At 53.4% G+C, this 15711-nt stretch carries 12 protein-coding genes; 1 reads left to right on the top strand and 11 read right to left on the bottom strand.

The window, feature by feature from the left end; translation table 11 throughout:
• Window positions 1-24: 24 nt before the first annotated feature.
• Entirely contained in the window at window positions 25-945 is a 921-nt protein-coding gene (locus JC200_RS12650) for a glycosyltransferase family 2 protein (RefSeq protein ID WP_274432059.1), read from the top strand.
• Between the two features lie 14 nt (window positions 946-959).
• On the opposite strand, the gene JC200_RS12645 is transcribed toward JC200_RS12650, so the two are convergent.
• From JC200_RS12645 to JC200_RS12595, 11 genes are all read right to left on the bottom strand, one after another.
• Complete coding sequence (locus tag JC200_RS12645; RefSeq protein WP_274432058.1) at window positions 960-3509, bottom strand: amino acid adenylation domain-containing protein; 2550 nt, start codon at window positions 3507-3509, stop codon at window positions 960-962.
• 59 nt (window positions 3510-3568) lie between these two features.
• Window positions 3569-4312, bottom strand: coding sequence for a 4'-phosphopantetheinyl transferase family protein (locus tag JC200_RS12640; protein ID WP_274432057.1), 744 nt, complete (start codon window positions 4310-4312; stop codon window positions 3569-3571).
• A gap of 208 nt (window positions 4313-4520) precedes the next feature.
• Complete coding sequence (locus JC200_RS12635; protein WP_274432056.1) at window positions 4521-5705, bottom strand: glycosyltransferase family 4 protein; 1185 nt, start codon at window positions 5703-5705, stop codon at window positions 4521-4523.
• A 105-nt stretch (window positions 5706-5810) separates the two neighbouring features.
• Window positions 5811-7292: an oligosaccharide flippase family protein gene (locus JC200_RS12630; protein ID WP_274432055.1), complete on the bottom strand. Its 1482-nt coding sequence runs from the start codon at window positions 7290-7292 to the stop codon at window positions 5811-5813.
• Window positions 7289-8176, bottom strand: coding sequence for a glycosyltransferase family 2 protein (locus JC200_RS12625; protein ID WP_274432054.1), 888 nt, complete (start codon window positions 8174-8176; stop codon window positions 7289-7291). The genes JC200_RS12630 and JC200_RS12625 overlap by 4 nt, the downstream gene beginning before the upstream one ends.
• A gap of 1 nt (window position 8177) precedes the next feature.
• Entirely contained in the window at window positions 8178-9164 is a 987-nt protein-coding gene (locus JC200_RS12620; protein ID WP_274432053.1) for a glycosyltransferase family 2 protein, read from the bottom strand.
• The gene (locus JC200_RS12615; RefSeq protein ID WP_274432052.1) at window positions 9161-10465 is read right to left on the bottom strand and encodes a glycosyltransferase family 4 protein; all 1305 of its coding nucleotides are present in this window, start codon (window positions 10463-10465) and stop codon (window positions 9161-9163) included. The genes JC200_RS12620 and JC200_RS12615 overlap by 4 nt, the downstream gene beginning before the upstream one ends.
• A gap of 76 nt (window positions 10466-10541) precedes the next feature.
• A complete protein-coding gene (locus JC200_RS12610; RefSeq protein ID WP_274432051.1) occupies window positions 10542-11975 on the bottom strand; it encodes a hypothetical protein in 1434 nt (477 codons plus the stop codon).
• Window positions 11976-11990: 15 nt separating this feature from the next.
• The gene (locus JC200_RS12605) at window positions 11991-13118 is read right to left on the bottom strand and encodes a glycosyltransferase family 4 protein (protein WP_274432050.1); all 1128 of its coding nucleotides are present in this window, start codon (window positions 13116-13118) and stop codon (window positions 11991-11993) included.
• 209 nt (window positions 13119-13327) lie between these two features.
• The gene (locus JC200_RS12600) at window positions 13328-14515 is read right to left on the bottom strand and encodes a glycosyltransferase (protein WP_274432049.1); all 1188 of its coding nucleotides are present in this window, start codon (window positions 14513-14515) and stop codon (window positions 13328-13330) included.
• Window positions 14508-15710 (bottom strand): glycosyltransferase family 4 protein, encoded by a 1203-nt coding sequence (locus tag JC200_RS12595; RefSeq protein WP_274432048.1) that lies wholly within the window; start codon window positions 15708-15710, stop codon window positions 14508-14510. Before JC200_RS12595 ends, JC200_RS12600 begins: the two co-directional genes overlap by 8 nt.
• Window position 15711 lies beyond the last annotated feature (1 nt).

Raw genomic sequence — 15711 nt, 5'->3', positions numbered from 1 at the left:
ATGCCCTTGAGGAGTGTCTATACGATGGACGGCAAACCCTTGGTCTCTGTCATCATGGCAGCCTTCAATGTGGAAAGATACATCGAACGCGCCATCCGGTCGGCGTTGGAACAAACCGTTCCAAACATTGAAGTCATCGTTGTCGATGACTGTTCCACGGACAAGACATTGGCAGTCGTGCGGAGCCTTGCGGACCCGCGCATCAAACTGTACAAAAATACTGAAAATCGCGGGCCCTCTTTCTCGAGGAATCACGCCATCAGCAAAGCCGAGGGACAGTGGCTGGCTGTACTTGACGCGGACGATTGGTGGACTCTGAACCGCTTAGAGGACCTGCTGGAAGTGGCCGAACAGTACAACGCTGAAGTTGTATGCGATGATTTGTATTTGATCGAGGACGGAGCAGATGTCCCGTGGATTCGCTACTTTCAATCGAGGGAAAAAGTCATCGGCCGCATGGATGACGTCCGAGTTCTCACGCCTCACAAGATGGTAGAGGACGACTATGCCGTCCTACAGCCATTGATACATACAAACTTCCTACTGCAGCACGACATTCACTACAAAGACCAGATTGCCTTTGGCGAGGATTACGTGTTTTTACTCGACTGCCTGGTTCAAGGTGCCAAAGCGGTCATCGATCCGAGAGCGCATTATTACTATCGATCGCGCCCGGGTTCTCTGACACAGAGTGCGGCCGCGGGTTGGGAAAATTGGGCTCGCTTGCTACGCGAACTGTCAACCAGTGAGCCATACAACCTCCATCGGGATGTGGCACAAGCACTGCAGAAAAAGATTCGAGATGCGTCGGCTGCCCTCGAAGAAATTCGTGCTCGACAACTGTATTCACAACGTAAATTTTTCGCAGCGGCCTCGGTTGTAGCCGCACATCCCGAGCTGTTAATCAGCTATGCGCGCCACATCAAACACAGGCTGATTCAGTAACCGCCGATGCGCTTTTAGACAGACCCGAGGTAGTTGATAACGCGCGCGGCTATGTCCGTTACATGTGGCTCGTCAAGCATGCTATTGTGGCTCGCTGCCACATGGTAGACATCCACGGTTGCAACCTTCCCCCACCCGAGTGTTTCATCGAGTATTACGTCCTCGGCTTTTCGGTGTGACGCCCGAAAGAGAACGATCTTTTCAACGCCAGGGACAGGTGTGTAGAGGCAGGTTGCATAGCTCAGTTCCTGTGACTGAGTCATCACTGGCAGTTGAACGGATTGCTCACCCGCAGACCGCTGCAGCCCAGAAGCAAGCAGGTTGCGCAATTTACGCAGCACAAATGACCCCAAGCGTTGAGATGACATCGACCGCCCGATTTTTACATCGTTTACGGTCTTTTGCCATAGCGACATTCGCTCAAAAGTGTACTCTGGCTGAGTGGTATCAATCATTGCCAGTAAGTGTACGTGCTGTTTGTGCGCGATGAATTGTCTTGCCATTTCATAGGCAATCACGCCACCAAGCGAGTGACCGACCAGTACAACGGGACCGTCAGGATGGACTCTTCTGATATCTTCTACGTAACGTCGAGCTAGGTCAGCCACCGTCGGACGCGAACCGCTTTGGTCTTGCGCGTATCGAACCCCATAGATTGTATACTTATCTTTGAAGTGCTTGATCAAGTGGCGATAAGCGACAACCTCGCCGTCCACATTGTGAATGCAAAAGATTGGTGTGGCTGATTCACCTCGTTGCATGGTCACCAACGACGAAGTATTCTCGTCACCGTTCCCCGTCGTCAATAGGTTGGCCAATTTTGCAATCGTATCCGCTTCGAAAATCACGGATACCGGAAGCGACTGGTGAAACGCCGTCTCAATGTCTGCGAACATTTTGGCCGCTAATAGAGAGTGACCACCTAAATCAAAAAAATTGTCGTTCAGTCCGACTTCATCAAGTTTCAAGAGTTGTCTCCAGATGTCCGCGAGCTGTTGTTCCTCAGCGCTCCAGAGAGTTCGGTCTGCGTGTTGGCTGTGACGGCCGACCAACCGTTGCAACTCCCCATCATCCGGAATCGCCTTTCTGTCAAGTTTCCCACTCGTCAACAGCGGCAGGCTGTCAACGTAGTGAATGTAAGTCGGGATCATATAAAGTGGAAGCGAGCTCTTTAAGTGCTCCAACAAACGCTGTTCATCAATCGATGTGACAGGAACCAAGTGCGCGACGAGGTCCAAAGTACCGGAAGCATCAGGCCGAACATTCACCGCTGCCTGCTGGATGCCAGTGTACGAGATGAGCACTGATTCGATTTCCTCGAGTTCAATTCTGTAGCCACGAATTTTCACTTGCGAATCGATTCGCCCCAGGAAAACGATATTACCCTGGTCATCGTACCGACCTAAATCACCCGTTCGATAGAATCGATTGTTCGATCCGGTCGGCCACGCAACGAATTTCTCATTGGTGAGGTCCTCACGATTCACGTATCCCGTGGAGACACTTGGACCTCCGATGCATATCTCCCCTTCGTTCGCAGCTGCGAACGCCTCATTCAGCAGAACAACCTCATAACCCGGATACGCTTTGCCAATCGTGACAGGGTGATTCGGATCACATAGCGCATAAGTGGCCGCAACTGTGGCTTCCGTAGGACCGTAACAGTTATATATGGCTCTGCCCGGACTGTACCAACGCTTAATCAATTGGGATGGGCACGCTTCCCCGCCCAAAAGAACCAGTCGAAGGGATGGGATGTCGCCGTCCAACATACTGAGCAACGTCGGCACACATCCCAACACGGTAATCCCCATCCGCCTCAACCACTCTGAGGTCGGGACGGTTTGTCCTATGACCAAGGTTGCTCCGCTTGAAAATGCTAACCAAATTTCCTCGAGACTTGCATCAAACGAAATGCTAAAGCCTTGATAGACGCGGTCTTGCGGAAATGCCGGATGAACTTTCTGGATTGCGTCGACATAATGGATGATATTGCGGTGACTGACCTTGACGCCCTTTGGCCTTCCTGTCGATCCCGAAGTGTAAATAATGTAGCAAAGTGAGTCGCTTGTCTGACCTTTCGTGGTTGGCGGGTGCGTGGGAAAGCCATTGATTTGGTGGTGAAGGTCATCCCACAACATCACGCTGGTATGGCAGGTCCGGTCGCTGACCACCGCTTTGTTCGTGAGCAGTAGCGTGACTTGTGCATCCTCCAAAATGTCACACGCACGGTCGGTTGGGCACGACTCGTCCAGCGGAACATACGTTGCGCCGGCTTTCATGACACCTAAGAGACTAATGTACTGTTCCACACCACGCGGCAGCCAAACACTCACTCTTGACCCGATATGGACGCCTTCTTGGAGTAAAAAATGTGCCAGTTGGTTCGCCATGGCTTCTACTTCAAGGTAACTATATCTGTCACCGAGGTGTTCAATGGCGCAGTTTTGTGGGAACAACTGCGAGGTCTTTTCAAATAGGCCATGGAGCAACCGCACCTGGTCGGAGTGGATTAGCGATATGTCCAACTCGTCTTCAGCAACCTGTCCCTGATGAATCGACAATGACCTTCGCCCCTTCGTACCCGCGTCACTTTAGTTTTTGACATCGCATTGTGAGCGCCTTATCTAGTAAAAACGTCTGCATAACGATAAAAATCAACCTGATAAATCGCGTGAGCAACCGCCAATGAACCGTGACAGCTGCCTTGTAGTTCAAAAGGTATAATTCTAAAGTCTTTGGCCGTCGTACCATCGAATTCAAGCGCTTCTTTGATGCCAGAGAGACCTACTCCACGCGCCTTAAGAATGGCTTCAGTCTGCGTCCACAACGAAAAAAAGAGGGTTCTGGCCGCATCACCCGTACGGGACCTGAGGTCTTTCAATTGGTGCTCGGGGAAAAATTTACGTGCAACTGGCAGCCAATCAAATTCACGATTGATGAACTCCACATCAATGCCAAGTTCTGTCCCATTCGTCACACCGACGAGCACGACATGCTTCGTATAGGTGACATTGAACCTGATGGAACCGTTAGAGCCCAGCAAGAACGGTTTGCCATGTTGGTACGTTCCGAACTCAACTTCGCGAGGGTCACAGCCCACGTATTCGGCCAATATCAACCGCCTAACCGCTCGGCGTAGCACGTAATCGCGCCGGTCTTCCAAACTGTGAAATCTGTCAGCTCTCACTTTCTCTGTGTCTGACAAAACAGCGTAGTAGTCCATTATCGATGCCGCTACGTCCGCCACAGACGCGTGCCAAATGTGCGCAGTTGTGCCTGCGATGAAGCCAGACTCGTGAAAAACGTGTTTGTTAGACAGCCGATTGTGTTCTGCGTTCAGGCTCGGTCGCCCGTTGCGAGTCATCCCTTCATCCCTCACCATCTTTGCGTGTGCATCGGCAGTCCGCGTTTGCCGCATGCCAATTGGCGGATATCGTGTAGTGTCTAGCGGCAGCAAATTCAGAAGCGTTGTGCGATATACCGTTTCTATGTGTTCATTATAATGAACGAAACAGCAGATGTACACCAATTCCTCACTGCTTCCCCTTGTTTACGGAAAATCTCTCATGGCATCATTTTTCCAGTCTGGCTCTCCCCGCCGCCACATCGCGGTACCACGTGACCTGATTGTGCAGCAGCTTGGATTCCGAGAAATTGTCCCTCACGTGTTGCCTCGCCGCTCGCGAGAACGCCTGCCAAGTCACAGGGTCGACTATCATTGAGGCCGTCGCCTGAGCAAAGGCTTCCATGTCGCCAAATTCGATGGTGTACCCCGTTTGCCCCTGGACAATCAGTTCTGGGGCGGCGCCTCTTTGCCAGGTCACCACGGGCAGTCCCATACTCATGGCTTCAAGAAACGGAATTCCCAGGGTTTCAGTGTGCGAACCCGAAACGAAGATACTCGCTTGAGCATACAGTGACGCTAATTGTTTCCTCGGTACGACTCCAAAGAATTGCACGCTCTCGGAGACTCCTAGTTCGTCTGCCACAGTCTTGCAGTACTCCATGTATGAAGTTCCGTCCGGCCCTGTCGGCGTATCGGGTCCCACCAACATCAGCTTTGTGTCGTACATCGGATAGCGGCATCTCATTTTCTGTAAAATGTACAACAAGTGGACGGGGCCCTTTCGTCTGTCGAGTCCCCCCACGTAAATGAGGACAGCCCCGTTGAATTGAGGGTCGACTGTCCCTACGTTGCCAACGGCACCTGGGTCCACGCCAATGTGGCAGACGTCAATCTCCCGCTCCTTGATGTCGAAGTCTTTTGTAAACATGCCACGTAAATACAAGGAGTTCGCCAGAATACCGTCACTACAGTGCAGTTGCACTCGCTCCTTGTAGAATTGTCGCCCCTTTACCTCCCGTCGCCCATGAGCCCGTTGCACGAACAAGCTATGTCCGTGCCCTCGGGTCACGATAGCTCCCCTGCTGCGCGGGAGGAACACGGCCGCAACAGCTCCTTGGCCACCCCAATCAGGAATTTCCACAATGTCAAATCGATTCCTCCACAGCCACTTGAACAGGCACAGATTCCACGGCACCTTCCTGCAGTTGAGTCCAACCACGCGCAGACCCTCGTCAACGCTATCAAAACTACGCTCAGCCCGACAGACAACCGTGATTTGATGGCCCATGTCACGCAGCGACTCACTATACCTCAAAATGTACTGTCCAATCCCTCCGGGAATCATCGCGTTCTTGCCGACAATGGTTTCTTCACTCACCATACAAATCCGTAGTTGTCGATTCTCCGCCAACATACTCACCTCCTCACAATCATTCCGTTCAGTGATACACAGATGGAAAACCATGTAGGAATGAACCGTAGTCTGTACAGGTTCCACTCCGTATTCACAGCAGCCTTATATGTGCTGCTCTGCTCGCCGTCCGAAAGGCGAACCTTGGTGTAAGATTTTCACGATAGCGGATACAGTCCACCTTCTCACTTTTTTGTCTAGGGTAAATATGACAATGCTGTACGGAAGTACACCGAAGAGTACACAAACCAGCACAGAAGCAAGCGTATGAGGATGGAGCCCATCCACGACAAGGCGTTGCGTGACGTAGGTCGCTGCCAGCGCACAAGCAGGGCGCCAGAAGTGAGCCCAGATGCGCACTTTGACGTATTTCCTGGCCATCACTAACAATACGGGGAACGTGAGCAGTGTCGAGAGATACATCGCCATCAGACCGTTATATCCGAATAGAATCACGGCCGGTATTGCAACAATCCAGGACACGAACGCACTCAGACCACTCGTCATGAGAAAAACTCTGCCACGCCCCTTGGCTTGAATCGCGGCGTAGATTGGGCTCGTATAACCTAGCAACAAAGTCCCGAAAAGAACCCCGTAGATGAGTTCTACAGAAGGCATCCACTTACTGCCGAATACAACTTTGACCACGTCCGGTACCACGCCAAGGAGAACAGCTGTCGTTCCAAACAACACAATGTTGCTGACCCTAATGATGTCGTTCAGTGTTCGTCGAAACAATTTTTCGTTGTCCTGTATGCGTGACAAGAGCGGAAACATCATGCGGCGCACTGCATTTAGCGGGTAGGTAGGATAGGAGCCCACTTTATAGGAAAAATTTGAAAAGCCAACAGCAGCTGTCCCTAGCTTAAAGGCAACAAATGAAGGGGAAATGGAGTTTTGTGCAAAACTCAGCACATTCGCCAGTTGCATCGCAGCGCCAAATCTCATCAGTCTACGTGCAGTGTCCCGTTCAAACCGAAGCCTCGGCATATATGGAGACAAAGTGTACAGCAGGACCAGACCCACCACTCTGCTGACAAGCGCTCCAAAGACAAAGCTCCAGACCCCATGACCCAGAAACGCAAGGACAACGGTGACGACCTGAAAAGAAAAATACTCACAGGTTTCCACGACTGCTAGTTTCGTGTACTTTAACGAACGCTCGAGCTTGGCGGCGGGAATAACCCGAAAGGAACTTAAATAGAACTCTAGAATAAACGTGTAAATCATCCAGATGTTCAAAGACATTGAGCGATACAAGTGAGCAAACAACAGCGCCCCAGGCACCGCAAGAACACATGCTCCGAAATACAGCAGTTGAATCAGCGTAAACGCTATGGCATACGTATCCTTACGAGGTTTCCTGCCCTGTTGAATCAGACCCGCACCAATCCCGCCGTCACTGACCAACGTCAGAAACTGCAAGAAAAATCCGATGATGGCGTACAAACCAAAGTCTCGAGGCGTCAGGATTCGCGCCAAGATGACAGAGGCGAACAAAGAAAATGCCTGTATTGTGGTTTGCCGAGCTACGAGTGTCAGCGCGCTCCTCGACATCGTCTTCCGTGTCTCAGTCTGCTCAATCATTTCGACTGTTCCATCCACGGAGCGGTGTTGACTGCCTTTCGCGAGTACGACAGTGCCAGCCCAATCGTGCGTGCCGCGGACGTGGCTCCGGCAATGCCGTGGTGTAGCAGCGACGCAGTCAAGAGGTGGCTAACCGCGACGGGCACGAATAGCAATGCCTTGATGGGACGGCGCTCGCTGTACCAATAGCGTTTGAATGTCACATACAATCTAGACGCATGGATGTAGGGGCGGTAAGCGCTTCGATTCAGTTCGGAAGGATAGTGGCTGTTGATAGCTGTCGGGCACAGTTCAATCTCAAACCCTGTATAGGATGCACGGGTCGCGATGTCTACCTCATCATAACCATAGACCAATTGCTCATCGAACTGCAGAATTGCAAAAACCTCGGCAGGGAATACGGTGCTATTGATGACGATGGTTCGGAGCTTTGTCGACTCCCCGTAAGCTTTCTTCTGAAACCCTAGGAAGCTTTGTTCATGCGGAACAATGAGCTCGCCTTGCTTGTTTTCAAGCCCAGTCACAATCACCGATTGCCTTTTGTGTGCCGCCACGCCTTCGTAGTGCCGGATGATATTGGGGACAAATTCGGACTCGACGAACACATCATCATCAACAAACAAGATGTGCGTCCCTGTAACGACCCGCAGTGCATGGTTTCGGTTTGCGCCCAACCCGCGTTTTGGCCCTCTCACGTATTGAACGGCGCAAGCTGCATTTTTGACAATATCGCAGGTTTCGTCACTAGTGCTATCGTCAGAAACGACAACCTGATGAACGTACCCTTGACAGGCGGATAGTGATTGTAACGCTCTCATGAGCTCGGTCGGTCGGTTTCTCGTGCATATACACACCGACAATCGAAAGGCATTGGGTCCTGACATTTTACACATCCTCCGTGGTCACTGTGTGCCGTGGAGTCGGAGTTTCTGAAGCCCGCCGTTTGTTGTCACTCCCTGCACGGAAAAGCCAGTACATGAAAGCAATCAGAAAGCCTAGCTGGGCGGGAGCGAAAGACTTGATGACGCGAATTTCCCGTCTACATATGGCGATGCCCAATCGGGCAAGCCCCGGGTAGGCTTTATCTCCAACGAGCGTCGCGAAAGCGAGTCGGGATAGCTTCTGATGCCAAGGTGTCCACGTTAGGAGGGACATCTGCATATTGAAGGCGGAGTGTCGCACGAGTCTCGTGCTGAGTTGAGTGCGTTGTTCAGAATCGACCCGGGCGACAGCGTAGTGATTCACGACGACTTCAGGGTCATAGATGAGCGCATAGCCAAGGCGCTTCACCCGCAAACACACACCCACTTCATTGTGTGTCTCCGGCCCCCCGGTCCCCCGCAAAAATGGAGAGAATTGCACCAGTTGCGTTCGAAAGGACATATTCACACCCTTTAAGACGTCTACCTCGCGCGGCGGTCCCTCACCCAAATGGTGGTTGCCAATTAATTTGCCGTACCATGTCAGCTTGCCGACTGTTCTCTGCAGCGGAAGTACGGGGTGATTTCTGAGGATGTCTCGCCCCCCCACGCCACCGACCCGGGGATTTTGGTAGTGGACAGCCATGTTTCGCAACCAGTTGGACGAAGGCGCCGAATCATCGTCTGTAAATGCGACTACATCTCCTGTTGCAGCTTCCACTCCCTGCACCAAGGCGTGAACCTGCCCTGGCAGCGTAACTATCCAAAGCTTGCGACTGTACGAGGCCTTCTGAGCTGTCCACTGGTGAATGTACGTGAGTGTCTCGAAATCCGAAGACCTCGCCACGACAATCACCTCATACGGTAAAGACGTCTGCTGGTCCAAGGCAGATAAGCAGCGCCGCAAGTCGTGAAGTCGCTTGTACGTGGGGACTACCACGGAAATGTTCATACACTCCCCCCAAACCGAAGCCCAGTATGCGTCGCTGCGGCGTGTGTCTCGTCATCGACCAGTTGGCGAAAGCTGCGCAGGAGCGTGTCGCCCACCACTGAACTAGCGTACAGACGCACGGATTCCGCTCGGGCTAACTGGGAGATATCGTGCTTGAGCGTTGTGTCGGAAAGGTCATGAAGCAGTTTCCTGACTTCGTTTTCGAACGCACTCATATCGTTACTTGAAAATGTTCTGCAACACATGGGGTGTACCGACTCTGCAGCCCCAACCTTATCGCTGGTGACTACCGGTACACCGCTTGCCAAAGCTTCGCCAACCGTCAACCCGAACGGCTCATACTTGCTCGGCTGCACCAACATGTCAGCGTTTCTGTATAATTCTGCGATTTCTCGGTAGGAAACTGCGCCAAGATACCTTGCGGTTCTCTGGTTCATGGCCTGGAGCAGCCCCATGTAGTCGGACCAGAGCGACTTGTTCCCGACCACATGGATTTCAATTTTGTCGGCGAGGTCATCCAATCGATGCGAAAGTTCCACAATTTGTTCGACCCCCTTGCGCACCGCGATTCGGGAAACAAATAAGATGACCGTCCGCCTACGACTGCGTTCAACTGTGGCCTGAAGGTGTGCGGAAAGCGGATGGAACATGTGAAGATCGACCGGGTTTGGCACAATGTCAATGGTCGACGGAGACAATCCGTAGTCAGAAATGAGGTCCTGGGCAAAAGTTTGGCTCAAAGCTAGCACACGTTCAGGCAGTTGGATGTGTCGCCTTTGCACCATACTTCGCGCCATCAGGAGTGTCCGAACCCCCAGTCGAACCAACAACTTCTCCGTCCGCTTTGAGAGCTGTGCCTCCCGTCTGTGCCACCGAAGCTCGCCATGCGCGTGCACAGAAGGATGAATCACAATCGGCGGAAGTTGTTTGCGATAGCGACGCAAGGACGACAACTCGATGTGTGAAAACTGGTATATGAGGTCATACGGTTGCAACCGGTGTCGTTGTAACAACTCGTGGGCCAGTCGGTTCTCCGTTCGCAGGTTGGCCGCCTGCCCAGTTACAAACGCCAAAAAATTATTGCGACTGTACCACCTGTTCCATTCCCACGATGACTTCTGACACATAAATCGAAGATTCGTTTGCCGCTTCAACTCCTCAGGCAAGGCAGCCCACGCGCCGGCCAAGTAGCAATCAATCTCGAGGTCCCTGGCTGCCAATTCAAGCAATAATTGACGCGACACGCCACTCGCCCCACCGCCAGTAGCACTAACCATCGGTCCTATCCACGCAATTCGCAATCGAGGCTTCCCCTTCCGGCAAAATATGCGTTGGCATGTTGCCCTATACAGCATTCCTTAGGTGAGAGCGGTTCCCTTAACCCGTGCCACTCGCGTAAGCTGATTCAGTTCGATAGTGAGGACTCTCGCGATCTAATTGGCCTACGATAATCCAAGTCAGAGCCGCAACAGAGTAGAGTTCTCCGTTTACCCACTGTCCACCCGCGGCACACAGTACACCAATGGCGATGAGGCCCGTGTTTGATCTAAAGTGCGCTTGGCGAAACGCCTGGTAAAATACACTCACCAACAGCGCGATGTAGAGGACTCCACCAATGACACCGTCGGAGACAAACATATTGCTGATGTCTACCTCCGTTCCCAGATTGCCGTTTGAGACAAACTTGCCTGCGGCCGTTGTCGTACTGCCAAGACCATAACCAATCGGCATCTTCAGACCAGTCAAGATGCCTGCCCACATCCTCGTAAGGTGTCCTGTAGCACTCGAGTGTAACGGGTTGGTCAAACCCGAGACATCGTGGACAATCAGTCCATTGCCTGAATGTATGTGACCAATACCAATGAACACCACGACGAGAGAACCGCCAACAACAGCGAGAAGAGTGAGTCGACTTCGTAAACGCCGCACGCTGAACACCGTCATCATCGCCATGCCAAGCATTGTCGTAACAATCGGACCTCGTGCAGATTCCATGAACAGCGCCCAACCCATTACTCCTAGCGCAACGAGTGCAGGCATCTTCAGAGACCGCTTGCCACGTAGTACGTAGAACCAGGCAAACATCATGGCAACGCCCAGATATGTCGCGTACTCCTGTGCACTGGTAAAGGTCGATACCGCCCGAACCGAGCCATACACATTCATCGAAATAATGTTGGTGAGTGCAATCCACTGCTGCTCGAACGGAAAGTAGCCAAAATAGGTCTGCTTCAACCCGTACAGCGCTACAAGAACGCCCATTACGGTCGACGCAGCGATGATTTTCTTCATCCGCCTGTGATCGAGGTACTGTCTTGAAAGCACCATCCAAAAGAGCGGGACAACGTAAAATATCAGCCCGCCGTAGCCAACAGTGAGTCCACCCTGTTTAGGGTTGATGACTTCTAGTACGTCAATCAGAATCATCCATCTCATCAACTTAAAGGTGCGGGTGTCATTCACAATGGATTCACGCAGAAAATAGGTCCGGTAAAACCAGTAAGAACCGAGCAACAGAACGACGACGGGTTCTAATATGACCAGTGGGTCAAAGGTTCCCCAACCAGCTACCGGGATGAGAATCCGCCGCAATAACCCCAAGAGTGGCACGTACAGAATCAAGAAAAACATCGAGGCTGCTGGGTTTTTCACACTTAATCCCAGCGCGAACAGCAACAGTACACCAAACAGCAGTGTACGAATCATCAATGGGTCGAGTCCGACGCGACCGATGGCAAATGCCAGTGCGGTTAACACCACAAAGCCCAGTGTCAGGCGGCCCGCGCTCGTCAGTCGAAACCACAGTGTCACGTGAAACCCTCCCTTCTAGTGCGAATGCTCAAACGAATCCGCAGTGGTTAACCACTCGTCGATACGCACGGCCATCTGCTCAGGCGCGAACCGAGCGGCTGATTTCGGGTTGACTGTTCTTGCCTTGGAGCGTGCGCGTGGGTCCAGTAACCGTGCAATCGCGGCCGCCATGTCCTGTGGCGTCGGAGATGCGGGCAGAAGCACACCAATGCCGTCATCGCCAACGATTTCATCCGGTCCCCCGCCCGCGCATGCAACCACGGGCTTGCCAGCCAGGAGTGCTTCAACCAGCGCAATCCCGAATGGCTCGCAGTTGCTCGGCAAGACGAATACGTCCATGACCTGCAGCCAGTCGCCGACATTGCTTTGCTCACCGACGAACAGGGCATCGTCGCCGATCAGTCGCCGGCCTAATGATTGGAGTTGGGCCGCGTGACCCTTCGACAACCCATGACTCTCGCCGCCAACGACCAACACCTTGACTTCCGGGAAACGAGCCTTGAGCAGGGTTGCGGACTGCAACAGGAGGTCCACACGTTTCCAAGGCTGCAGACGTGTCACGGTCCCGACGATGGGTCCCGGAGAGTTCCCAAGAAATTTGCCGCGTATCGCTTGCACCGATTCGGCATCGAACGAAACTGGAGCAACCCCCGGATGGATGGCGACTGTCGAGACTCCCGAAACGCCACAGGCTTGTAATGCGCGGTTCGCAGCCTCACTTGAACAAGCCATACTCCTCGGGCGTCCATGCCGAAGAACCAGTTTGTCCAAGCGGTCGAGAGCGGTCGGAATGTCATGCCGCCAGATCAGCAGTGGCACGCCGCGAATCCGCGCAGGTAGCGCGACATAAGCACAGGCCTTCGGCATCCAGGCCAGGACGCGGTCGATGCTCCAGGTGTCGATCAACTGTCCAACACTGCGTTGGGTCGCCAGTAATCGGCCTACCTCTCGAACTCTCCCGGCCGACACGACGGCAGTCGAATAGCCCATTTCTCTGACTGAGTCCGCCAACCTTCCCGGACTCAGGAATACAACGAATACGCGCAGAGAACCGTCTTGCTTTCGGTGCGCAAGGTAGTTGTACAGCATCCTCTCCGCGCCACCGCCGAACTCTCCAAGTGGCATAACAACCATGACATGCATGTGGTGACCTCCACTCAACACACTTTCCATTCACAGCCCGGAGTCACTTGCTGTCTGACACAACCCGGTTCACAAAATAAGCGTTCTGTATAACGAACATTATCCAAAGTATAGCGCACTCAACTTGTTGTGAAAAGGATATTTGCGTATTTTGTTCGTAATAAGAAACACAACTTCTCAGGGGACTGGAGCGAATGGGTTGTGATTTCTCAACCGTGGGTTTCTTTGCTGATGCCGTCCCGAACGAAGTCACGAGAGCCCAACAGGTCCCGTATAAAACAAGTGACTTGTTCCGTCTGCGACTGCCTGTCAAACATGACCATGTGGGTCGCGTGATGCGCAGACCTTCGTTTGACATCACGCGCGGACACTGCGCTCATCCACTCGCCAAGCGCCGCAATATACGTCTCCCCCCAGGGGGTATCCCCTGGCAAGCGCCAAAACAAGTCTGTCGGAAAGTCGTAGGCAAGTGGCAGGTGCCCTGTCACAATCGGCAGCCCAACGGACATATATTCACTGATTTTCGTGGTGTACCGGAAACTTCCGACTTGGTCAATGGACTGAGGTAAGCTGGCCACATCCATGGCAGCCAAGTAATCCGGTACAGCATCGCGATTCACACGCCCTGTCAGGTGAATCCGACGCCCTAATTGTGAACCAGCCAACGACTCGAGCACTGGGCGCCCGTCTCCGTCACCGACAACGAGCACGTGTACGTCACTGCGGTCAGATACAAGCAGCGCTTTCACCAGTTCATAGCCGTAGCAATAGCCCACGCGCGCATTCCAGTTGAGCGACCCGACGATGCCGACGACGATGTCAGTAGACCGGATTCCTAGATTGCGCCTAATTCGTTGGCGCGCCTCGCGCAATTCTTGTTCTGTGCGTTCAAACGGCGCCCAGCCGGCAGCCGTCATGGCGTACGGAGCGCCAAATGTCAATGCCCGGCCGACCAAGTAGGGAGTCCAACCGATGACTCCCGCGCAGCAACGGTACAAAACGCGTTCGTACAACGAAAAGGCAAGTCCAAGGACTGGATGGAACTTGCGTACGTACGGCCCAATGGCATCGCCAGTGCTGACGACGTAGCGCGAGCGCCCTGCCAATCGCGCGAGGAGTACCGCCAGACCGCCAGCCAACCCTGTACCTTCCAGCACAACCAGGTCCGGTCTGTCCCGCCACAACTTCGCCGCCAACTCGACAAACGCCCGACGTTTCCCGTGACGATGAAAGGGAAACAGCTCGTACGGCAGTTGACTCAGGAGTGCGCACAGTCGCTCGGCATCGGCACTTTTATCCCCCTGCGTGACCACGGCAAGGATGGTCGGCTGCGTAGATTGCGGAAATTCGGACAGCGTTTGCTCTGCCTCCACGTGCTGCGCATGAATGTCAAGCATGGTTCGCCGCCCCTTCTGGTTCGTTACTCGAGCCTTGTGCGTGCTGTTCTGGTACAGGGGACAAGCGGTCATACAACGCCTTAAACCGGCGATAGGTATCGTCCCAAGTCATGGATTCCACTCGTGCACGCGCTAGTTGCCCCATCGCCTGCATCCGCACCGGATTGTCCAGCAGTGCGGCGATGGTGCGGGCAATCTCGGCACCAGAGGGTGCGACGATGCAGCCGCTGGCACCATCATCGACGACATCGCGAGCGCCACCCACATCCGTCAGCACCAGACCAAGGCCACTGGCAGCCGCTTCAAGGACAGCGAGCGAACAGGCTTCATAGTGAGACGGAAAGACGAAGATGTTGGCGAGTCCGTACCAAGCTTCGGGATCACGTTGTCGACCCGCAAAGTAAATTCGGTCACGGAACATGGGCTCAACCGTGCGCATGAAGGCAACTGCGTCCCCAGACCCGACCACCACCACACGCAGGTTTGAATAGTCCCCTGCGAGCACATTGAATGCACTCAGCAACAGCCGCAGACCTTTACGTTCCCAATCTCCGCCCATAAAGAGCAAGTAAATTCCGTCTGGCGGCAAGTGTTTGACCGTACGCAGGCGAGACTTCTCCTGCGCCGACCGGGGGTAAAAGCGGGCAACGTCTACCCCGTTCGGAATGACTTCGATAGCCTCCGATGAATACGGATAAAACGCCTGCAGTTCGTGCCGGACCCGACCCGAGACAGCCACCAACTGTGCCGTTTTACGGGGGTGATAACAGAGTTTTTCCATATACAGTTTGATGCGAAGGCTGAGCAGCGCATTGACTTTCTGAGGCAACGCCTTGCCTTGTCTCGAATCCGCGGTAACTCCGTGGACGTAGCCTGCATGGCAGAAGTGGATGGTCGCCACATCGGCCGGGTGAAAGACAATCGCACCTGTGGTGTGGATGATGGACTCGCGCAAGAACCGCAAACGAATTGACGCAAGGACCGAGAACATCGCTGTCATCAGCGGAAACGGTTTACGAACGACCGGGATGCGGATGAACCGAACTCCAGATGGGTCCTTGACACGGAATGACGAAGACACCACCGTCACGGCAAAGTCCTGCTTCATGCGCGCAATCATTTCTTCCAGATGCTTCTCCATTCCGCCGACCCCGCCGACGTCGTTCGCCACCAAGACTATGTGTCGTCGTTTCACG

The sequence above is a fragment of the Alicyclobacillus sp. ALC3 genome (assembly GCF_028751195.1).
Taxonomy (GTDB): domain Bacteria; phylum Bacillota; class Bacilli; order Alicyclobacillales; family Alicyclobacillaceae; genus Alicyclobacillus_L.
Note: the sequence above shows the minus strand (reverse complement) of the source record. Positions and strands in the feature narration are given on the sequence as shown.